Consider the following 21,821-nt stretch of genomic DNA (forward strand, 5'->3'; position numbering starts at 1 on the left):
AGGAATCATAAGTTTTCCAGCAATCGAATGGCTACCGTTTTTTCTTTGATGATCGACGACATTTGATCAATTTCGGAAATGGAGGTTTCAAAGTTCCCTTCCTTTGCAGAATGGGTGACCACGATCACATTCACAGGTTCCTTTTCGGATTCTTTCTGTTGAACAGATGCGATAGAAATACCATTTTTGCCTAAAATCGCTGCAATCTCTGCCAAAACACCAGGCTTGTCCAAAGTGGAAAAACGAAGATAATAACGTGCTTCATTTTCTTTCTCAGGAGATTTTTTCGATTTTGGAAATATATTATTTTCAGGGATGGAACCTGCCACACCGAATCGGGAAGAATAATAGATCAAATCGGAAAGAACGGCACTCGCAGTGGGAAGTCCACCCGCACCTTTTCCAGTGATCATTCCCGTTCCCGCTTCCACGGTTTTATAAAAAACGGCATTCGATTCCTTCATAACATTTGCTAAAGGGTGATTCAAAGGAACGAGAGTAGGATGGACTTTCGTAAGAATGCCCGCAGAACTTCGTTTAGAGATTCCCAACAGCTTGATTCTGTATCCTAGATTTTTACTCGCTGAAATGTCTACGGACTGAAGTTTGCTGATTCCTTCCACTTGCAGATCCGAAAAGGAAACTTTCTCCTGAAAGGCAAGGGAGGAGAGAAGAGAGATTTTATGAGCGGCATCGATCCCTTCCACATCGAACGTGGGGTCCGCTTCCGCAAATCCCAGTTCTTGTGCTTTTTTGAGGGCAGTGGAGTAGTCCCAGTTCTCAGACTCCATTTGGGAAAGAATGAAATTGGTAGTTCCATTTAGGATTCCGCAGATGACTTCGAATTCGCAGGAGGCAAGGCCGTCTCTCAAAGTGCGGATGATGGGGATGGAACCTGCTACTGCGGCTTCGTATCCTAATTCTACCCCGTTTTCTTTCGCGATTCGGAAGAGTTCTTCCCCTTTTTCGGAAAGAAGCGCTTTGTTTGCAGTGATGACGGACTTTTTGTTTTTAAGGGCGGATAAAACTACATCGTAAGCGGTGGTTGTTCCGCCTATCAGTTCCACCACGATATCCACGTCCGAACGTTTTGTAACCGAAAGGACGTCGCTCGTTATGGGTAGAGAGGTGAGAGGCTGTGCCCGCTTTGGAGTTCTTGTGGCGACGGCTGTCAATTGAATGTCTAGATTGTTTCTATTCTGGACAATGTGTTTGTTTTTTTCTAAGAGCTGCAGTAACCCGGAGCCTACAACGCCTGCTCCGACAAGACCGATACGAATTTGCTTCATCTATGTGCTAGTTTTCGAATGAGAAATGGGAATACACTTAAAAAAATTTCAAAAAATTTCAAATTTGAGAAGAACTTCTTCAGCTTTTTCCGAATTTATGTGATAACTATTATAAAGTATTGTCTCGGCAATAAGGATATTCCATATGGCAACGAAAAAATCATCATCTGCCGCTAAGAAAAAAGCTGCGCCCAAAAAACAGGCTGCTAAGAAGAAATCAAACACGGTTAAAAAGCAATCGGTGAGAGAGGAATCAGCCGCTCTCTATACAAATGACGAATCCGCACAAGCGTCTTTGCAATCTGCTGTAACACACTCCGAACCGGCATCCGAAAAACAAGAATCCGGCAACGGGATCTATCTATTTCTCGTTTTAGCAGGTGTTGCTGCAATCGGCTACCTTGGTTATGCGAAATACGTAGCAAAGAAAAACCAAGTCGCTGTTGAACCGGCAAAAGTGGAAACTACGACTACACCTGTTGCTCCTAAAGTTGAGGAGAGTAAACCAGAAGTTACGGAAGCTCCTACCGCTCCGGAAGAAGCTGTGGCATCCGCAACATCCGCATACTTGGTGGATAAAATCGGAACTAAGAAAAAATGGACTGAAGCTGCCGCTTATTGCAAAGAAATCGGAGCAAGCCTTCCTTCCAAACAAGAATTAGGTGACTTTGCTAAAAACGCTTCCAAGGAATTGAAAAACTCCGACAAGTACTGGAGCAGCAACGAGTCTGCTAAGTCTAAGGAAAAAGCGATTTCCATAAAATTGGAGACAGGAGCGAATTTCGCAGAACCTAAATCCACAAAAAACAAGGTGCTTTGTAAAAACTAAAAAGTTTTAATCGGTGCTAAAATTTCGCCTCGAATTTTCTCAGCTAATGAGGTTGAGGCGAACATGGCGCCATCTGCACTTGTGAGATAAAAACTATCTTTCGCACGGCCCGATTTGGGATCGGTCTCGATTGTGGCCGTGAGAATGTTCACCTGATTTTCCATCAAAATTCTGGAAACATAATACAACAAACCTCGACCCGCACTGGATTCCAAATACAAACAAGTCTGTCCTTTTTCGGGGAGATCGGTAAAAATGAATTCGGGGCTTTCTTTGAAGAATGTGGCTACCGCAGGTTCTTGGATCTGTAATTTGCTCAAAACTTCTTCGAATTTTGCATTCTGAGAAAAGAGGGAATCCATCATCACTCCCAGCTGAAAAGCCGCCTGGGTAGCATTGTTTTCATCCGCCTGCAAGATGAATGAATCCACTGTATATTGAACACCATCCTCTTCGACGGTGCCTAATTCTCCGGATAAAATGTCTAATTTCAAAGCATAAATAATAGTTGCTATGCGGTGAAATGTACCGAATTGGGTAGAATCCGTTTTCAGGGAAATCAGGATGTTGTTTTTTTCTCTTTTGTATTGAAATTGGATCAAAGCTGCTGATTTCCTTCGAATGCTATTATACACAGTCCGGGAAAATTTCAATCAAAAGGTTTCTTGAAAACTGGTCGATGATAAGAAAGAGACTATGAAACGAATCGCTTTTTTTCTTTTGTTTGTTTTCTTTTTATCCTCTGTTTCCTTCGCACAGGAAAATGAGACGGAGGAAGACGTATCTCCTTTTGCGACTACAAAGAAAAAAGTCCTTCTATGGAAAGGAGACGTGGTCGGAGTCTATAAAAACAGAGTTTGGATCAAAATAAGAATTTATAGAAATCAAAAAATTGCGAAATATTCCTCAGAAGAACTCAAATCCCTTTTCGATTCTAAAAAAGATTATCCTGTTTATCAAAAAGAAACCAATCTTCCCGTCGGATCTTTCCTTTTAAGAGAAGCCGTTTGGGAAGAGAAAAAAATCCAACCGAAAGATAAATACTTCGAAGTGATTTTGGTAGGAGATTTTAGTTCCGATCCTAAAAGTAAACTTTCCGGAGTCACAACGGATACATATATCGCAAGTTATGTGGAAGAGGATTTTTATGTGGAACCGGGCGGATACTTCAAAGGAAGATTCACACCTCCCCGCAAATCCATCGTCCACCCCAAAGATAGAAAAGAAATGGTTCTCATTACCAGAAGTTTGTTTCTTTACGGGCAAGGAACAGATCCTTCTCAAGACAACTTCAATCCTTACTTCAACGATCCCAGTCTTGCCACTTTGAAAGAACTTCCTTCGTATTACATCGATAAGTATGAAGTCACAAACGGAGAATATTCATACTATTTAAAACAGACGAATTCCACTCCTCCCAGTCATTGGATCGGAGGTAAGTTTCCTTCCGGCGAAGAAAATCATCCCGTTGTCAATTTGACTTACAGAGAAGTGGAGAAATATTCCAGATGGGTAGGCAAAAGAATTCCTACGGAATGGGAATGGGAAAAAGCGGCCAGAGGACCTGGAGTCGTGGAATATACGAACAGAGACGAAACTTTATCCTACCAAATCATTACCACAAAATATCCATTTGGCGATGATTATGATTCTTTGCTTTGTAACTCCAGGGAGTCGAAATTGGGAAAAACAGTTTCCGTTTTCGAACTTTCTACGGAAGGAAGCAGCCCTTACGGAGCGATGGGAATGTGCGGAAACGCTCCCGAATGGACTTCCAGTTGGTACGAATTGTACCCTGGCCACCATCTGAAAAACTTCTCTTTCGGGAAAATCTATAAGGTAGTGAGAGGCGGATCTTTTTCTGAAAATGCTAAGAACAGCAGTGCGGTTTCCAGATCGTACGGAGGAATCCCGAATCTAACCGAAGATAGAAGAGCCGGATTTCGTTTGGTGATGGATTACAGAGATTGAAAAACTACTCTTATCGTTTTTTATGCGGGTAAAAAAGGGATTCCTCTTTTAAAAAAAACGGAAGAGTAGCGATTCTAATACAAAAGTTCGGTTTTAATTTCTTGGTTTCACTACGAACAAAGGTGCGAATGCATCCTTATGATAGTAGATCAAAAAGATATTGGCTGCTAGTACGAAAATTCCGATCGGAAGTCCTTCTTGTGCTAAAACCAAATGAAACCAGAATATGTTGAAAGTGATCGGAGCTAAAATTGCAATGGCTAACCTAACAAAGTAGTTAGATAGAAGAGCTGCACCTGCTACCACTTCAAGGATCTTCACAACATAAAACAATTTGCTTTCCACTAGTTGTGTTGCAAATGCAAGAGCGGCTCCGCTTGCTTCGCCTTTGATGAAGTTGAAAAATCCATTGAGTCCGAATACGAAAAAGATCAGACCGAGTAAGATGCGGATGACCAAAGCGGCTTTATTCATGAGAAGTATCCTTTTTTCCTAATTTTCTGCAAATGTTTCCTAGAGTTTCTTGTTCTTCTACAGTAAGAACGGAAAACTCATTGGTGATTCTTTTTACATGATCCGGGAAGATCGATTCAATAAATTTTTTACCATCTCCGGTGAGATGGATGGAAATGAATCTTCTATCTTCCACACTTCTAACCCTCTCTACCAAATGCCTTTTTTCCAAGTTATCGATCACAAGTGTGATGTTTCCTGTGCTCTTTAGGATTTTATCACCCAGCTCTTTTTGGCAAAGAGGCCCTAAATGGTAGAGGGTTTCTAAAACCCCGAACTGACTTTCCGAAATATTCAATTTGGAAAATTCGGCAGTCACACGAGAAGACAGGGACTCGGAGGCTCTTTTCAATTTAATGAAAGAATCGAGTGCCTGAATTTCTTTTTTGTTTCCTTTGAATTTAGTTCCCATTAGTTTAATATCAAATTATCTGAGTTTAAATGATTTGTCAAGGATTCCTTTCCTCGATTTGATTTTTTAGAAACATATCTCTTTCATCAAACGAAATGTGCCTGAAAAACCCAAAACTACAGACTTTTAGTACTTCGTTTCCACGGTATATTCTACCGTAACCGTTTCCCCTGCTTTGATAGGAACATCTGAGTAGGTTTTGGTGGAGGATTCTTTTACGAATTTATGAGAGGATTTTGTGATATTCCAATCTCCCCAAAGGTTCGCATAAAAACGCACTTCTATATCTTCTTTTTTACGGTTACGAATCTCAGCGGAATAAACGGTTTTGTCGCCTTTGGATAGTTTGAATACTTCGTAAGAAACTCTTCTTCCGTTCGCTACTACATCGAAGGCTTGTCCCGTTTGGATTTTGATGTCTTCGTTCTCGGGAGTATGATCGATCGTATCTTCGCCTAATAATTGTTGTCTGCCTTTGGAATCCGCTTTAAAAACACGAACGGTTCCGGAAGGAAGAGGTCTTCCTAAATTATTCTTTTTGGAATTTTTAAAGATATATTTTACGGCAGCATTGTTGAAATGTTTTTCATTTCCTTCGTACATCGGAAGATTATCGAATACGAAATATTTTTTAATCCCTAGATCTTCCGTCTGAAAGAGCTGCACTTGTTTGGTTTGGTTGAAACCTATAGTAGTCGGTTGATCCAAAGTGTACAGATAGTATTCGGAAAGATTTTCTTGATCGAAAGAGGGAGCCGCATCCGATACTTCCATTTCCAAAGCGCGTTTTGTAATTTTTGCGGAAGGAGCGTATTGCGGCCTGTTCGTTACCAACTGTACTTTTCCAGCTACAAGTTGTAATGTGGCATCGGCGAATCTGGTTCCTGAATTATTGTTTAAAGTGACCCAAGAGTTCAATCCGGCAGTGTTTTCTTCTTTATCTAAAACGAGAATGTAATCGGCAGACCAATTCATTCCATGGGTTTGGTAAGATACTTCCAAACTTTGGGATTTGTCTTCTTCGTTTTTCAATTTCCAAACCAATGTAGGTTTTGCGAACAAATTGTCCGGAATCGTGGGAACAGTCACTCTTCCGTAATAACCTAAGGAAATTTCATCTCCTATTTTATAAACGGGACTTCCGTTGTTGGAAATCAAAGTCGCTTTCGTAGCAACTTCCTTTTCTTTTCCGTCACGATAGATCGTTACTTCTCTTCCGACGTATTTATCCATCAATCTTTCCTGAGAGATGAGATCGTATTCATAGTTCTGTTCGAAAACTGTGAATTTTTTTCCTTCTTCGGCTTTGACACGAACTGTTTGAGGAATGATTTGAGATGCAACATCTTCGAAACGTAATGTGCGGACTCCTTTTCCTAAATTGATATTTCTGGTTTCTCTTACGAGGCCGATCCCACCGTTATAGATGGTGACACTGACAGATTTTCTGTCTTGTTCCGTTGATGAATCGAAACTTGGCGCAGCGGTTGCACCAAAAGATACAAGTAATTGTAGACTAAGACAAACGATTGTCAGTTTTTTGACTAAGCTCATGATCTCTCCTTTAAGCAAACTCTAGTCTGTTAATGAAAAAAACGAATGCAACTAAAAAGAGAAATTTCAGCATGCTTTCAAGAGGTGTTGGATGAGCAGTGTAGTGAAAATCGGGGTGATCGGCGGAACAGGGTTGTACTCCCTAGACGGGATGGAAATCAAAGGAGAGGTATTTCCCGATACTCCTTGGGGAAAACCGTCGGATAAAATCACAATCGGTAAGTTCAAAGGGAAAGAAATTGCATTTTTACCAAGACATGGAAAGGGACATTTTTTAAGCCCAAGCGAAGTTCCTGCTCAGGCAAATATTGCCGCTCTTAAAAGTTTAGGTGTGGAAGAGATCATCGCATTCAGTTCCGTAGGAAGTTTGCGTCAAGAAATTCCTCCTAGAGATTTTGTCCTTCCTTCTCAAATCATTGACCGCACCAAAAATCGTCCTTCTACTTTTTTCGAAAACGGAATGGTGGCACACGTTCCTTTTGCGGATCCTTTTTCTGCCGGCTTGGCTAAAAAAGTGGAAGCTGCCGCAAAGTCCATCGGACTCAAAATCCATACCAACAAAACATTGATTTGTATGGAAGGTCCTGCGTTCTCTACAAGAGCCGAGTCTCACATGTATCGTTCTTGGGGAGCGGACATCATCAATATGAGCGTTCTTCCTGAGGCGAAACTTGCAAGAGAAGCCGAAATTCTTTACCAAATGGTTTGTATGTCCACGGACTACGACTGCTGGAAAGAGGACGAAGCGCACGTAACTTTAGAAATGGTGATTCAGAATTTGAATAAAAATGCGGAAACCGCTAAGCAATTGTTATCTGCTTTGATCGATCATCTGGGAGTCAGCGACGACCAATCTTTGGTGGGAGGAACTAAATTTTCCTTGGTGACCGCTCCTGAAAAAAGAAACCCGACGCAAATCGAGAAGTTGAAATATCTTTTCCCTACTTATTTCTAATTAAAAAGACTGAGAAGCCTCTTCCAAAGAAGGAAAAATTTGTAAGAGGCTTTTTAATTTGGTGAGCTCCAGAACATAACGTACTTTTTCCGAAGGAGACACCAATCGAATGAATCCTGAATTTTTCGAAAGTCGGGAATGAATTCCCAAACACACACCTAACCCGGATGAATCGATATAAGAAACATCTTCCACATTCAGAAAAAAATGCAATAGTCCCTTTCCGATGAGTAACTCTAGATTTTCTTTGATCGCTTGCGAATTGTAGAGGTTGATCTCTCCTGAAAGAGCAAATACGATTGCTGTGTGAGGAAGGATGACGGATGGTTTTGCTACCACTTCCATCTTAAATTCGCCTGATTCAATTGTGTATTCTTGCCAATTTTCGCTCATGTTTTGGTGATCTCTTTCACTCCGTCCGAAATCTTAAACTTGTAGAAGTTTACAGAATGCCCGAACTTTTGTTGATAACTTTTTTCTATTTCTCGGCTAGTAGTCGAAAAATTTGCGATTTTGTCCAAAACGAGTACACATCCTCCGAATCCACCTCCGATCATTCTGGCTCCTTTTGCATTAGATCTTTCCAAACTGCTTACCAAATGATCTGTTTCCGGACAGGATACTTCGAAATTCTCGGATAATGACCAATGGCTGTCATAAATTTGTTTCCCGACAGAATCTAAATCTCCTGATTTGAGTCCGTTGATGACGGAAGTGGTTCGCTCTCTTTCCCCTACCACATGTTTGACTCTTTTGATTTCCTCTTTTGTAAAAGCAAAAGTATCCCATTCTTTCTCCGGCAAAAGGAAAGAGTACAAGTTTTGGATGTTCGGATGTTTGTTTTTTATTTTTTTAAGAGCGGATTCGCATTCCTCTCTTCTGGTATTGTACTCACTGTCTTTTAGACTGTGTTTTACATTCGAATTGATCAGATAAAATTCGCAGTCTTTTAAGTCGAAGTGATGATAATCGTATTTTAGCGTTTCCGTATTCAAAGATATGCAGTAATCTTGTTTGCCAACCGCGATAATGAATTGATCCATGATTCCGCATTTGGTTCCTACGAAATGATTCTCCGCTTTCTGGCCGATCACTGCGATTTCCTCTTTGGTGAGAGGAATCTGAAATACATTTGTGATCGCATAACAAACGACTACTTCCAGAGCCGCGGAAGAAGAAAGTCCGGAACCTTGAGGGATATTTCCTTGGATGAGAAGATCGAATCCAGGAATGGCGTGTCCTATTTTTTCCAGTTCTATGATGACTCCCGCTATGTAATCCGCCCAGGGATTTTGAGAATCGTTTTGAAAAGGTCGTTTGATTTCTGTTTTGCGATTGTAGTCGAGGGAGTAAAGACGGAATTCGTTCTTTCCGTTCGGACGGATGAGACATTGAATGGAGAAGTTTATGGCCGCAGGAAGAACAATTCCTCCTAGGTAATCAACATGTTCTCCGATGATATTGATTCTTGCCGGGGAAGAAAAATGACGGATGGAATCTATATTTCCCTCGAATTGATTCGAAAATTCCTGAAAAAGATTTCGGGTTACGGTCATTGTGATTCCCAAATTTTGTTTACATTGTTATCTATTCACTTCATTTTTAAAATCTAAATGTCTTATTTTTACGAGGGGATGTTTCTATGACCCACTTAAGTTTTTCGGATCGATTTGCAAAGAAGTTTGTCGCCGATTCCATTTTGGATCAGCAGTTGGTTGCTTCCGGGAAAGCGAAAGAAACCTTACTTTCCAAATCGGGAAAGGGGAACGAATATTTAGGATGGGTTCATCTTCCCTCCTCTATCGCTTCTTCCGAACTAACACGAATCAGAGATGCTGCCGAAGCGATCCAAAGTCATTCCCAGTATTTGGTAGTTGTGGGAATCGGAGGTTCTTATCTAGGAGCAAGGGCTGTCATAGAAGCCATCTCTTCCCCCTTTCAAAATTTGGAACCTTCCAAAAAAGGTGTCCGTATTTTATATGCGGGACATCATTTGGATTCCGATTATCATGCAAAACTTTTGGCCTTTTTAGAAACGAAAGATTTTTCGGTAAACGTGATTTCCAAATCGGGAACGACTACGGAGCCTGCAATCGCCTTTCGTTTGTTACTTTCTCTTTTGGAAAGAAAGTACGGAAAGGAAGGAGTGAAGAACAGGGTTTTTTCGACTACGGACGCCTCCAAAGGAGCGTTGAAAAAACTTTCCGATGAATACGGATTTCCGACATTCGTCATCCCGGATGATGTAGGCGGCAGATATTCAGTGTTCACTCCTGTGGGTTTGCTTCCTATTTCTGCAGCCGGTCTTTCCGTAAATAAATTGATAGACGGTGCCAAAGCGATGGAGTCCTTACTTTGCGCCGAATCTTCCCCGGAAAAGAACTTAGCATGTTTGTACGCAAGTTATAGAAATGCATTTTATTCTGCAGGAAAAAAAACAGAAGTTACAGTTAGTTATACTCCGGTTCTCGGATACTTCATCGAATGGTGGAAACAGTTGTTTGGTGAAAGTGAAGGAAAAGAACAAAAAGGAATTTTCCCAGCAGGCGTTGTATTTACAACCGATCTGCATTCCATGGGTCAGTATCTTCAGGAAGGAGAAAGAAATTTATTCGAAACGGTGATTCATATTGAAACACCTAGAAACGATCTTTATCTTACCGAAAAACCGGAAGACAACGACGGACTCAATTATCTCTCCGGGAAAAAATTATCCGAAGTTTCGGAAAAGGCGATTTTAGGAACTTTGATCGCTCATTCCGACGGAAATGTTCCTTGTTTGGAAATCAAACTTCCCGAACTCACAGAAGAGACATTAGGTGAACTTATGTATTTCCATCAGTTCAGTTGCGGAGTTTCGGGATATATGTTGGGGGTAAATCCTTTTGACCAACCTGGAGTGGAAGATTATAAGAACAATATGTTCGCTCTTCTGGGGAAAAAAGGGTATGAATCCCGCCAGAAAGAAATTTTGGAAAGATTGAAATCTTAAATTTTTTAGGGAAACGATCTTCGGATAAAATCGAGGATCGTTTTTTTCTGATCGCCAAATACATTTTTGGCGATAAAACTTTCATATAGATCCTTTTCTCCCAAATCCAAAGTAGATCCTAAAAATTCCTCTCCTGTGATTTTTCCCAATTTCGCCATTTCTTTAAAATTGTCCGAAAGATCGAAATATTCTCCTTCAGGCAAATGGGATAGTATCTTAGGATCTAAAAGACAAAGTCCTATATAATAAAATTCCCCTTTGCCGAATTCCAATTTTCCATCCGTGCCTAAATCGATTTTCGTATATGGATCATTAGGTTGTCTTTTTTGCAGGTAAAGATGAATAGATGAGTCTTTCGGCAGATCTTTTCTGATTTCGAATTTTGAATCGGGAAATAAAAGAGTGTCCGGATTAAAAAGAAGAATCGTTTCATTGAAACCTTCACCGGAAAGAGCGGTTCGGATTCCTCCCGCAGTACCTAAGATTTTTTGCTTCTCTTTTGCGATTTTAAGAGGAAATGCATTAAAATTAGTTAGATGCCGTTCGATTTGTTCGGCAAGATAATGGACGTTGATCCATGCTTTTTTCGCTCCCCATGAGTTTGCCAGATAAAGAGAGTAATCCAAAAACGAAATTTCTGAAATTTTAAGAAGAGGTTTGGGAGTGGTTTTAGTCCAATCGCCCATACGTTTGCCGAAACCTGCCGCTAGAAAAAATACGTTCATGAAACTTGGATCGATTTGAATTCGGGGTGTTTGGAAAGTTCATTGCGAAGAGAACGGACAAAAATAAACAACGAGTCAGCAAACATTCCCAATTGAATGATTTCTTCCAATTGCTGCAGACAAGAAAGAATGGAAGGTAAAAACTTCATTTTCTTTTCATCCGCCACCATACGGAAATAAGTTCCTAACGCCTTGAAAGATCTCTGCAAAGCTTGAAGATAAAAAGCTTCTTTGAATTTTTGATCCCCACCGATCGATTTCGATTGAAACGACTTTAAAACTTCCAGTCTATATTCTCTGGGCAAAGGATAGTAGGCATCATAAAGAAGGCTTGCTAAATCATATTGCGGAAGTCCCATTCTTGCGTCTTGGAAATCGATTAGAGTCAGTCCGTCTTCTTCGTTTAACAATAGATTTCTGCAATGAAAGTCTCTATGTGTGAAAACGTTCATCGGATGTTTGTCTAGATAACCGGCGGTTTCTTCCATAAAAGCGGATGCTTCCGAAGTGATTTCCGTTTCGATGGAATAGATTTTTGAAAAAGATTGAAATTTATCTAACGTTAGGTTGATCTCGAACATCAATTTTTCGGTATCGAATCTTCTTTCTTTTACGAAAGAAGGAGGATCCAGTTTTTGCAGACGAAGAATTAAGTCGATTACCTTAGGAATTTTCCGTTGATACTCAGTTAAACTAAGACTTCCTAAATCTTTTCTGCCTTCCCAGGAAAGGAAAGTGAGTCCTAAAGATTCATTGGTGCGAAGAACTTTAGGAACTTTGACCTGATGTTGATCGAGAAATTCGGAGAGTTGTACGAAATCGAAATTGATTTTTTGATCCGTACAAAGCACTTCCTTTTTCGATCCGGAACGGATCAAAAAATATCTTCTGGTGGAAGCTTCTTCTTGAAGCGCTTCTAATTCGTATTTTTTGCCGAAAATCATTTCGACTTGTTCTATAATTTCTTTGGATAGATTCATTTAACCGTTATTATTTGTATAAGGGAAATAAAGGGAGAATGTGGAACCTTTTCCCGGTTCGGAAGTGATTTTGACTTTGATGTTAAAGGAGTCTACGATTTGTTTTACGACAAACATTCCTAATCCGGTTCCCTTTCCCAACTCTTTCGTTGTGAAATAGGGGTCGTAAATTTTTGCGATGACTTCTTCTTCCATTCCGCATCCGTCGTCGGAAACGGACAAAAACACTTTTCCGTTTTCCTGGCCCGCATGGATCGTAATGATTCCTATGTTTTGAGTGGCATCGGAAGAGTTCAAAAGAAGGTTGGAGAGAATCAAACTGAATTGGTCGGGATTTACGGAAATGTAAAGAGGATCTTTCGTTCGTTCCCAATTGATTTGGCAGTATTTCAAACGAGCGGTTTCTTTGAAGATACCCAAAACGTGAGCGATGGCATCGTTCAAATCGATCTTCTCTATTTTTTCGGATTTGATTTTGGAGGATTTTCCTAACTGAAGTAAGTTGGAAGTCAATGCCTGTAGTTTTTGTGTTTGATTTAGAGTGACTTGTAAGGCTCTGTCTTTTAAATTCGCTTCCGCATTTTCCTTACTCGCCATTTCCACAAAGCCTAAAATTGCAGTCAGAGAGTTGTTGATCTCATGACCGATGCTGGCCGCAACGGTAGTTAAAAAGGCTCTTCTTTCCGAATCGATCAGTTGTTCTACCATCTGTTTTTTCTGAGATACATCTCGAACCACTCCGGTGTAGTAAGCGTCTCCGTCCAGTATGTAGGAACAGATGGCGATGTCGGATACGAATGTGGTTCCGTTCGATTTCTTTAGGGTGACATCCGTTAGTTGATATGCGTGAGTCGATTTGCTGTCACTCATTACGGATTGAATTTGATCCACATATTTTTCCATTTTCCCTTCGGTAAATAGAACGTTTACCGATTGTCCGATCAAATCGGCAGGAGAAGGATAACCAAACATAGAAAAACTGGCAAGGTTTGCGGAAACTATGATTTTATTGGAATCGATCGTGATGACTGCGTCAGAAGTTGCGTTTAAGATGGCGGCATTCTGGCGGTTCAGGTCGAGATTTTGAGAACGCAGAACCTTCTCCATTATTTCCGACTGATGCATCTTTTCCACTTCGATGTCTTTTTTCGTTTTAGAATCGATTGCACGTTTTACAACTGTTAGAATTTGATGTCTGTCTACAGGTTTGGAGATATATTCGAAGGCTTTAAATCGGACTGCGGATTCTGCAGAAGAAAGATTAGGATTACCTGTGATCAATATGACTGGAAGATTGAGGTTGGATTCGGAAACGAACTGAATGAAATCGATTCCGTTCATTCCTTTCATCATAATATCCGAAATGACTAAACTATAGCCGTTGTCCGATTTAATTCTTTGGATGGCGGTTTCTACGGACTCGGAAAGATCTACCTCGTATCCTTCTCGTGTGAGAACCCTTTTTAATGCGGTGCGGATTTCTTCCTCATCATCTATGATTAAAATTTTATTCATTTATTTCGGAATATGCAGGTAGAAAAATTTCTATTTTTGTTCCTTCACCAAGCTTCGATTTAATGAGAATATCACCTTCGTGCTCATTGATGATTTTTTTTGATATGGAAAGACCTAGTCCGGTTCCTTGTTTTTCACGACGAGTTGTAAACAGAGGGAGAAAGGCCTTATCCAAAACGGACTCACTCATACCGGGACCATTGTCTTCGATTGAGAACACTACCCAATCTTTTTTGCTGATGCGAACCAAATCAATTCCAATTTCAATTTTCGGGAATTTAGGAACAGGATCCATTTCGGAAATCGCATTGATTGAATTGACGACGCAGTTAATTAGTACTTGCTCTATTTCTTGCCAACGAACGAAGATCCCCGGCAAGTTGGGACCTGCATGCCTTGTAAATTCGATTCCCTTTTTTTTACAGCTGACTTCCACAAGTTCGCTCGCTCTTACAAGAATGTAATACGGAGAAACAAGATCTCTGTTGGGACTTTCCATTCTTCCCAAGTCTAATAAAGATTTTACCAAATCTCTAATTCTTAAATTCGCAGATTCGACTTTTTTAAGAATCGCTTTTCTTTCGGAAGGATCTTCTTCTCCTACTACAATGAGATCATCCAAATAGAGAAGGGCACTTTGCAGAGGATTGTTGATTTCATGAGCAAGACCTGCCGCAATCTCTCCGATACTTGCGAATTTCATAGATTCGATCAATTGACGATCGATTCTTTTCGCTTCCGTGGTATCGCTGAACACAAGCATAATCACTTTTTCTATATTCGAATAGCGCCTAACTGGAATAAAGCGAATTTCGAAGGAGAATTCTTCATTTAAAATCTGAAAATTGAACTCCCTTGTGAGAATCGTTTGAGTCTTCTGGGATTCTTTTACGGCATTCAAAAGAACATCTTGTGTTTTTCGTTTTAGGAAGGAGAAAATATAATCTCCTTTTTCCAAAGGAACCACTTGGAAGAGCAAAAATTTAAAGATAGGAGCTATATCTTGGATGATCCCTTCTTCGTTCACAACTACGATCCCGTTGTTCATTGTGGCAAAGATGGTTCTTAGTTTTTCTTCGGAACTGATGATGAGTGACTGGGCATTTTTCAATTCGGTAAAATCGAAAAGAATGATCATCAATCCTTGGAAATCTCCATTGTCATCCCGTATGATGGAAGACTGAAACATCATAGAAAGCTCTCTTCCATTTGCATCTGTTAGTTGAATTTCAATGTTTACGGATTTTTGCAGGATGGAGGATTTTACGGATCCTTCTTTACAAAGAAGATCGATCAAATCCAGTTTTTTCAATTCTGGAAAAGACAAACCTAATGTTTTTAAGGAAGTAACGTTCGCATATTGGACTCTTAGATATTGATCCAAAGAAAAAATAGGAATTTCGAGAGTATCTAGAATTTTCGCCTGATAACTGATTTGTTTCAGTGCCTTGAATCGTTCTTCTTCGTTGATCCTGGAATAGATCGCAAAACCGATGTCAATTCCTAATTCGTGTAAGATGCTGATGTCTTCCCCTAAAAAAGAATTTTCTTGGAAGGAAACGATTTCGAAGGCTCCGTAGATTTTACCGTTCCAAGCAATGGGAATACAAATTCCTTTCAAAGATCCGCTCGGATTCATAGATTCACACCAGTCTCTATGATTTTCAGATTCGTTGGAGTAGAGATAAAATTGTTCGTCGGAAATATTCAGTACGTTTTGAATCGGAAGCAAAGATGGATTTTCGATCAGTTGATTTTCAACGTTTATCTTTAGTTCGTTGTTTTCTTCCTTCTCATAAAAAACGGTTTGGTTTTGTTGACCGTCTCTGAGGATTCCCCAAACAAAATCGAATTGTCTGGATTTTTGAAGGAACTGGCAAGCGGTATCAAGAATAGTAAAAGAATCTTTATCTTCCTGGATCACTTGTTTTACCGCACGAATTGCATGCAGAAAGTTTTGAGTATAATTGATTTGAATTTCGAGTTCTTTGATTTGGGATTTGTCTTCCACATAGATGGCCATCAATTCGCTTTCATCGTCTCCGGGAAGGCGAATCATCCGGATCATAAATTCGATGTGGATGACTTTTCCGTCTTTTCGTTTGAGCTGCCAAAGAAATTTATTTTTGAGATCGCTTTGGTTGAGAACGTTCACCATTCGGAGAAATAGTCCGTCTTGCGGTAGAATTTCCTCCAAAGAAAAATTGAGAAGTTCTCCTTTTTCGAAACCCAACATTTTTTCGATACTAGGGTTGGCGATTTGGATTTTTAAACTTTTAGAATCGACTAGCAGGAAGCCTTCATAGGATGGTGAGAAGAGATTGTTGATCAATGAAATTGTAGATTCAATCATTTAAAATCCTAACTCTTTACCACTCCAATGATGTTATCATTTTTATATAGAGCGCTTTACCGTAATTATCAACATCAGAGAAGCAAATCAATGAAAAATATGGGCGGAACTCCCGTTCAGACGGATCTCGGCGGCCATTCTCTGTTTCATTGGGAATACAATTCCAAATCGAAAAAAACCCTCGTATTTTTGCACGGACTTTTGGACGAAAGTTTCGGATACAGAAGAGTCATCAAAGAATTGTTAAATGATGATTATAGAATCCTTGTTTTTGATCTTCCTGGCTACGGGAAAAGCAAACTCCCTAAAATCAAATATCTGTTTCAAATAGACGTTTGGGCCGATTTACTTCTCTCCGCTTTTGAAAGATTGGAATTAAAAGACGTAACTTTGATCGGTCATTCTATGGGAGGTCTTATCTCTCAGCACATCGTTTTGAAAGATCACTCTAAAATCGTTTCTAATTTGGTTTTACTTGCACCGGGAGGCATCCCTCATCCGGAAAGAGATAAGATGAGGGAACTTTTGTTTCCTAAAACCGAAAAGGATGTGATCTCGCTTTTGCAGCATTTGTACGGAGAGGAAACCCCCGAACCGAACTTTTTTTTACGACATACTCTTGTTACTGTATGGAACGGCTGGGAAAATACTTTCCTGCAGGAAAATACATTGAAGCGTGAAAATGAAATTTTCCACGGAAAAAAGGCATCTCTCATCCGAATCCCTTGTCTGATTCTTGCTGGCGATAAAGATGCGATCACTCCTCCTTTCATGATGAAAACCATGAAAAAATACATTCGAGGAAGCAAACTAGTATGGATTGCCGGCGCAAAACATGCGATTCATTTGGAAAAACCGAAATCGATATCTAACGAAATTAGAATATTTTGTAATTCTTAAATTAGGCGAATCCCTTTGAGTTTGTATTCATCCGACATAAGTCAAAACTGTGTCTTTTGAAACGGAAAGGTAATATGAGCAGGGAAAGAATTGTGACTTTTAAATTTTATCCAGTATTTTTACTTTTTAACTAAACCCTATATTTAAAATCGAGTCAATATGACGAAAAAGAACATCCTCATCGTAGAGGATGAACCCTTCCTAGGACTCAATATCAAACAAAAGATAGAGTCTTTCGGATACAATGTAATTGCTGTAGTTCCTTCCGGGGATGAGGCATTTCAAGTGGTTTCCGAAAAAGTTCCCGATTTGATTTTGATGGATATCAATTTGGAAGGAAGTGTCAGCGGGATGGAAACTGCGGAGTCTTTGAAAAATCAGTTTGCGGTTCCGGTTCTTTTCCTTACTGGCTTTCTAGACGACGATCATAGAATTAAAATTTCGAAAGATCCATCCTACCATGTTCTTTTGAAGCCGTTTACTACGGATCAGTTGAGAGAAGCGGTCGCTTCTTTTTCTATTTAATTTTCTCCTTTTTCCAACGAAGTAAAAATTCCCTGTTTCCGTCCGCTCCTTGTATGGGTGATTCCGCCAAACCCAAACATCGAAATGTAGGGTCTTGTTTCCTGATTTTTCGCCAAACTGAAATTATGCTTCTTCCCAAAAGTTTCGGATCTGTGACGATACCTTTTACGAGAAAATTCGAGTCCAGTTCGAACTGAGGTTTGACGAGAGAAACTCCTTCCCAAGCCGTTTCGCAGGATTCGTTCGCCAAACGTGTAATTGTTGGAAATACGGAACTGAGAGAAATAAAGCTGAGATCCATGCAGATGAAAACCGAACTTTCCCGAGGCAGCAGATCCCAATTCAGGTCTTTGATATGAGTTCGATCAAGGACGGTTACTTTCGGATCGTTTGCAATTCTTTGGGATAAAAGTCCGTATCCCACATCGATGGCAAATATGCGGGAAGCGCCTTTTTCCAGGAGCACTTGAGTAAACCCTCCCGTGGAGGCTCCGAAGTCGAAACAAAGTTTATCTTTTACGCTTAGATCGGGAAAGGACGAAAAGGCCCCTAATAATTTCCAAGCGCCTCTGGAAACGTATTGTTTGATGACCTCCCGCAAACGAATTTTATCGTTCGGTTTGACGAGTGTGCCAGGTTTGAAAATAGGAGTGTCGTTGATTAGTACGGAACCGGAAAGAATGAGAGAGAGTGCGTGCTTTTCTCCATCGCATAACTCATGCTTGATTAGATAGGCATCGAGTCTAATTTTTTCTTTCGGCAATGTATTTCGGCAGTCCTTTGAAAAAATGGAATTGATTTGATTCCAAGGATTCCGCCAAACCTAAGGCTTTGTCTCTGGAATCGTCTCTAATTTGTTTTGCTTTCTCCATTCCGTAAAGCCCGGGATAGGTGAGTTTTCCCGAATCCGCATCTTTACCTGGAGTTTTTCCCAAAGATTCTTTGCTTCCTTCCACATCTAAGATATCATCCGTGATTTGAAATAAAAGTCCGATTTCTTTCGCATATTCGGAAAGAACCGTTTCTCGTTCCGCATAATCTTCTCGCAGGCGGTTTCCCATCAGAAAGCTGGAGTGAATGAGTGCTCCCGTTTTCTTTTCATGAATGGAAATTAATTTCTCTGCGGAAGAAATGTTTTTGCGATGCGAGGATAATCCTGCTTTTCCTTCTTCTTCCAAATCTTCCATTTGTCCGGTGATCATTCCAGGAACCCCCGCACCTTGGTGCAGATAAGAGAGTAGATCTCTGAGGACTTTAGGATCTTCCGTTTCTATTAAGCCGATCAGGTAGAATCCGAGGGAATTCAAAGCGTCTCCCGCTAAGATTGCGGTTGGAACATCGAACTCTTTGTGACAGGTAGGTTTCCCTCTTCTGAAATCATCGTCATCCATAGAAGGAAGATCGTCGTGTATGAGAGAGTAGGTATGAATGCATTCGATAGAAGAGGAAAGGATAAGAAGGTTCTTTAGTGTGATGGAAGATTCGTCTTTTGTTATTTTTTCGTTCGCATAATATGAATTAATTGAAATAACAGGACGAATTCTTTTGCCGCCCGCCCTTAAACTGTAAAGTGCAGCTTCGCTGGCTCTGGAGAGGCCGTATTTATAAAATGTTTCCGTAAGAAAGGGAAGGAAAAACGGATCAAAAACTGATCTTGCGGAATCGATGGAGTCGGAAAAGGAATTCACAGAAGAGAAAAACCGGCTTAGTTCAATAAGCCGGTTTCCAAGAAATTAATTGAGTTCATATCCTTTGAAAAAGAATGCAATTTCTTGCAGAGCATTTTCAACGGAATCGGAACCGTGAACCGCATTCGCTTCTTTGCTTTCCGCAAACAAAGCTCTGATAGTTCCCGCAGCTGCTTCTTTAGGATCAGTCGCACCGATTACATCTCTCCAATGGAGAACTGCATTGTCTCTTTCAAGAGCAGCAGCTACGATCGGGCCGGAAGCCATATAGTTGCAAAGATCATTGTAGAATGGGCGAGCAGAGTGTACTTTATAAAACTGTTTCGCATCTTCCAGACTGAGTTTTAGGGATTTGAGTCCTAGAATTTTAAATCCTTCTTTTTCGATTCTTTGAAGGATGTCACCGATGTGTTTGTTTTTTACCGCATCGGGCTTTAGCATAATGAAAGTTCTTTCCATAAGTCCAAAACCCTCAGGGAAGGCAAAAAAGCAATCGAATCTTTAGGTATGTAAAAATCGTACCAACAGAAAGGAAGTAGGAAGCTCATCCAGCTTTTCGAAACCCACTTCGTCCCAAGTTTCCAGGTCGATGAGTACCAAAGAGAATTCGGAAAGTTTTGCGAGAGAGACAGGGAAAGGATTTATGTCCGTTTCCGGTTGGAGTATGTCTTCTAGTTTCAGTTTGGCGGACTTCATTCCTTTGAGAGTCGTTAGTTTCTCGGAAAATTTGAGGATCTGATCGTCTTGGCTGTGGTAAACGATCCCCACTTTGTCGTAAGATTCCAGCCCGTTGTCGATAAGAACTCCTACCGTAGCTGGCGTATAATTGAGAATTCCTTTGATTTTACCGCCTGTATAACTTCTGGAAAACAAAGGTTTTGCGGCTCCGATCAAAAGCAGATTGGAGAAGTTTTGTTTGGCAAAATTAACGATTTCGTAGGTGATGTTGTCCGTAACTCTGTATTCCGTTTTTACATTCACTCCGAATTCAGAGCCTGTGGATCGAATGGATTCGAAACTGGATTCTCTGTAGTTTTTCAGATCTTCATTCGATAAAGAGTCATTAGGCGAAATGTGAAGTGCGGTGATGTTTAGGTTTTTTTTCTGGTTTCCCGAAAGTGCATAGGCAAATCGAACCAAACTTTTTCCCATTTTTTCCTGAGCAAAAGCCACAACTACCTTGAGCTTATTTTCTTCCGCTTTGGAGGGAATGTCTACGATCGTAGGTTTTTTGGAGAACCATTTTTGGATTCCATCCAAAAGAGGCCCGGTAGAGAGAGTGGTAAAAAGAGCCATCAGGACGAAAACTGCAAAAATACCCGGACTTAAAATTCCCAAATCATAACCGATGTTAAGGACTACAAGTTCCATCAGTCCTCTGGTATTCATCAAAGCGCCTATGGAAAGACTGTCTTCCCAGTTAGATCCTGCTATGCGAGCTGCGATGGCACTTCCTAAAAATTTTCCGATGACTGCGACGGAAATAACGAGCACTAGAACAATCCAAAGATTCGAGTCGTTTAAAAGTGTGATCTGTGTTCTAAGACCAGTGATCACGAAAAAGATAGGAAGAAATAAAATGACGGCTACATCCTCTATTTTTTCAGCGATGAGTTTTTTCAGATTTCCTTCTACAGGCATAATGACTCCGGCAAGGAAAGCGCCGAAGAGCGCATGGATACCGATCACTTCCGTAGCGAATGCGGAACCGAATAGAATGAGAAGTATGATCGAAACTGCGGTTCTAGTTAGGTTTTCTCTGGAGATATAGATGGAACCCAATCGTTTCAGAAAAGGAGCGATGAAATAAATCATCGTAAGTATGTATGCGAATGATAATCCGATCGTAAATAACGCCGAACTTAAATTACCCGCTTTTGAGATGGTGACGATGATGGCGAGTAAAATCCATGCGGTAAGATCATCCGCTGCGGCGCATGTCAAGACCATAGCACCTAACGGAGTTCTTGTGAGATTTCTTTCTTGTAGAATTCTGGCGAGTACGGGAAAGGCGGTGATGCTCATGGCGATTCCCATAAAAAGGGAAAAAGAGAGGAAGGAAATTCCTTCGGGAGCATGGTTTTGATAGAAATAATAAGCCAGAATCATTCCCAAGATGAAAGGGAATAGGATGCTTGCGTGGCTGATGACGATTGCGGAATGCGCTTTGTTTTTCAGAACGGAGACATCCAACTCCATTCCGATGATGAACATAAATAAGATAAGACCTATTTGGCTGAGAGTTCCTAACGTAGGCAAACTTGTTGCAGGGAACAATACTTGCAGAATTTCAGGGAAATAATATCCCAGAACGGAAGGGCCGAGTAAAATCCCTCCTACAATTTCTCCCATCACACTTGGTTGGTTCAGTTTTCTGGAAAAAATATAACCCATAAAGCGGGCAAAAGAACAAACGACTATGATTTGTAAGAATAATAAAGCTAATGGATGTTTGATTTTAGTTAGAAATTCTTCGTAAAGGCTGGAGGACTCGTTTTGAGGTACAACAACATCCACCGACTCTAATAAAGAACCTTGCTGAATCAACAGGTATCCGAAAAAGCCGAATACCAAAAGAATGAGAGCATAAAAGAGAGTCGATTTTGTTTTCATATTTTCT

The 21,821-nt window shown here is 40.4% G+C and carries 21 protein-coding genes; 6 read left to right on the forward strand and 15 right to left on the reverse strand.

Translation table 11 applies throughout. The features are described from left to right. Nucleotides 1-5: 5 nt before the first annotated feature. Nucleotides 6-1,289 carry a homoserine dehydrogenase gene (locus tag EHS15_RS03960; RefSeq protein ID WP_135759238.1) on the reverse strand — a complete coding sequence of 428 codons (1,284 nt, stop codon included), beginning with the start codon at nt 1,287-1,289 and terminating at the stop codon, nt 6-8. A 145-nt stretch (nt 1,290-1,434) separates the two neighbouring features. Here EHS15_RS03960 and EHS15_RS03965 point away from each other — a divergent pair, with 145 nt between their 5' ends. Further along, nucleotides 1,435-2,118: a C-type lectin-like domain-containing protein gene (locus EHS15_RS03965; RefSeq protein WP_135759239.1), complete on the forward strand. Its 684-nt coding sequence runs from the start codon at nt 1,435-1,437 to the stop codon at nt 2,116-2,118. Here the strand turns inward: EHS15_RS03965 and EHS15_RS03970 are convergent. Further along, nucleotides 2,115-2,720: a hypothetical protein gene (locus EHS15_RS03970; RefSeq protein WP_135759240.1), complete on the reverse strand. Its 606-nt coding sequence runs from the start codon at nt 2,718-2,720 to the stop codon at nt 2,115-2,117. The genes EHS15_RS03965 and EHS15_RS03970 overlap by 4 nt on opposite strands. Nucleotides 2,721-2,814: 94 nt before the next feature. Between EHS15_RS03970 and EHS15_RS03975 the strand changes: the two genes are divergently transcribed. After that, a complete protein-coding gene (locus EHS15_RS03975; protein WP_135759241.1) occupies nt 2,815-4,089 on the forward strand; it encodes a formylglycine-generating enzyme family protein in 1,275 nt (424 codons plus the stop codon). 93 nt (nt 4,090-4,182) lie between these two features. Here EHS15_RS03975 and EHS15_RS03980 read toward each other — a convergent pair whose 3' ends face one another. The 3 genes from EHS15_RS03980 to EHS15_RS03990 form a co-directional block, all read right to left on the reverse strand. Then, nucleotides 4,183-4,563, reverse strand: a complete 381-nt coding sequence (locus EHS15_RS03980) for a DoxX family membrane protein (protein WP_135759242.1) — start codon at nt 4,561-4,563, stop codon at nt 4,183-4,185. Next, complete coding sequence (locus EHS15_RS03985) at nt 4,556-5,014, reverse strand: MarR family winged helix-turn-helix transcriptional regulator (RefSeq protein WP_135759243.1); 459 nt, start codon at nt 5,012-5,014, stop codon at nt 4,556-4,558. Before EHS15_RS03985 ends, EHS15_RS03980 begins: the two co-directional genes overlap by 8 nt. A gap of 126 nt (nt 5,015-5,140) precedes the next feature. Continuing rightward, nucleotides 5,141-6,568, reverse strand: coding sequence for a DUF4139 domain-containing protein (locus tag EHS15_RS03990; protein ID WP_135759244.1), 1,428 nt, complete (start codon nt 6,566-6,568; stop codon nt 5,141-5,143). Between the two features lie 91 nt (nt 6,569-6,659). Here EHS15_RS03990 and mtnP point away from each other — a divergent pair, with 91 nt between their 5' ends. Then, a complete protein-coding gene (gene mtnP, locus EHS15_RS03995) occupies nt 6,660-7,523 on the forward strand; it encodes an S-methyl-5'-thioadenosine phosphorylase (protein WP_135759245.1) in 864 nt (287 codons plus the stop codon). Here the strand turns inward: mtnP and EHS15_RS04000 are convergent, their stop codons facing one another. Both EHS15_RS04000 and galK read right to left on the reverse strand, forming a co-directional pair. Beyond that, a complete protein-coding gene (locus tag EHS15_RS04000; protein ID WP_135759246.1) occupies nt 7,524-7,916 on the reverse strand; it encodes an anti-sigma factor antagonist in 393 nt (130 codons plus the stop codon). It lies immediately after the preceding gene. After that, entirely contained in the window at nt 7,913-9,079 is a 1,167-nt protein-coding gene (gene galK / locus EHS15_RS04005) for a galactokinase (protein ID WP_135759247.1), read from the reverse strand. Before galK ends, EHS15_RS04000 begins: the two co-directional genes overlap by 4 nt. An 86-nt stretch (nt 9,080-9,165) precedes the next feature. Between galK and EHS15_RS04010 the strand changes: the two genes are divergently transcribed. After that, nucleotides 9,166-10,515, forward strand: coding sequence for a glucose-6-phosphate isomerase (locus tag EHS15_RS04010; protein WP_135759248.1), 1,350 nt, complete (start codon nt 9,166-9,168; stop codon nt 10,513-10,515). A gap of 5 nt (nt 10,516-10,520) precedes the next feature. Here EHS15_RS04010 and EHS15_RS04015 read toward each other — a convergent pair whose 3' ends face one another. Genes EHS15_RS04015 through EHS15_RS04030 form a run of 4 tightly spaced genes read right to left on the reverse strand, consistent with a single transcriptional unit; the run spans nt 10,521 to nt 16,088 of the window. Further along, nucleotides 10,521-11,240: an NTP transferase domain-containing protein gene (locus tag EHS15_RS04015; RefSeq protein WP_135759249.1), complete on the reverse strand. Its 720-nt coding sequence runs from the start codon at nt 11,238-11,240 to the stop codon at nt 10,521-10,523. Then, nucleotides 11,237-12,220, reverse strand: coding sequence for a phosphotransferase (locus EHS15_RS04020; protein WP_135759250.1), 984 nt, complete (start codon nt 12,218-12,220; stop codon nt 11,237-11,239). Before EHS15_RS04020 ends, EHS15_RS04015 begins: the two co-directional genes overlap by 4 nt. Next, entirely contained in the window at nt 12,221-13,735 is a 1,515-nt protein-coding gene (locus tag EHS15_RS04025) for a hybrid sensor histidine kinase/response regulator (protein WP_135759251.1), read from the reverse strand. It abuts the gene before it with no gap. Beyond that, nucleotides 13,728-16,088 (reverse strand): ATP-binding protein, encoded by a 2,361-nt coding sequence (locus EHS15_RS04030; RefSeq protein WP_135759252.1) that lies wholly within the window; start codon nt 16,086-16,088, stop codon nt 13,728-13,730. Before EHS15_RS04030 ends, EHS15_RS04025 begins: the two co-directional genes overlap by 8 nt. A gap of 90 nt (nt 16,089-16,178) precedes the next feature. On the opposite strand from EHS15_RS04030, the gene EHS15_RS04035 reads away from it, so the two are divergent. Together EHS15_RS04035 and EHS15_RS04040 are read left to right on the forward strand one after the other, a co-directional pair. Continuing rightward, on the forward strand, nt 16,179-16,988 hold the full coding sequence (locus tag EHS15_RS04035; RefSeq protein ID WP_135759253.1) for an alpha/beta fold hydrolase: 810 nt from the start codon (nt 16,179-16,181) through the stop codon (nt 16,986-16,988). Nucleotides 16,989-17,147: 159 nt separating this feature from the next. Further along, a complete protein-coding gene (locus EHS15_RS04040) occupies nt 17,148-17,513 on the forward strand; it encodes a response regulator (RefSeq protein WP_135759254.1) in 366 nt (121 codons plus the stop codon). Here the strand turns inward: EHS15_RS04040 and EHS15_RS04045 are convergent. The 4 genes from EHS15_RS04045 to EHS15_RS04060 are packed head-to-tail and all read right to left on the reverse strand — an operon-like array spanning nt 17,506 to nt 21,814. Then, on the reverse strand, nt 17,506-18,276 hold the full coding sequence (locus EHS15_RS04045; protein WP_135759255.1) for a TlyA family RNA methyltransferase: 771 nt from the start codon (nt 18,274-18,276) through the stop codon (nt 17,506-17,508). The two genes, EHS15_RS04040 and EHS15_RS04045, sit on opposite strands and share 8 nt — an antisense overlap. Then, on the reverse strand, nt 18,257-19,201 hold the full coding sequence (locus EHS15_RS04050; RefSeq protein ID WP_135759256.1) for a polyprenyl synthetase family protein: 945 nt from the start codon (nt 19,199-19,201) through the stop codon (nt 18,257-18,259). Before EHS15_RS04050 ends, EHS15_RS04045 begins: the two co-directional genes overlap by 20 nt. A gap of 45 nt (nt 19,202-19,246) precedes the next feature. Further along, complete coding sequence (locus tag EHS15_RS04055) at nt 19,247-19,660, reverse strand: nucleoside-diphosphate kinase (RefSeq protein ID WP_135759257.1); 414 nt, start codon at nt 19,658-19,660, stop codon at nt 19,247-19,249. Nucleotides 19,661-19,702: 42 nt separating this feature from the next. Further along, nucleotides 19,703-21,814, reverse strand: a complete 2,112-nt coding sequence (locus tag EHS15_RS04060; RefSeq protein WP_135759258.1) for a cation:proton antiporter — start codon at nt 21,812-21,814, stop codon at nt 19,703-19,705. Nucleotides 21,815-21,821: the final 7 nt, after the last annotated feature.

Source organism: Leptospira idonii, from assembly GCF_004770995.1.
GTDB classification, from domain to species: domain Bacteria; phylum Spirochaetota; class Leptospiria; order Leptospirales; family Leptospiraceae; genus Leptospira_A; species Leptospira_A idonii.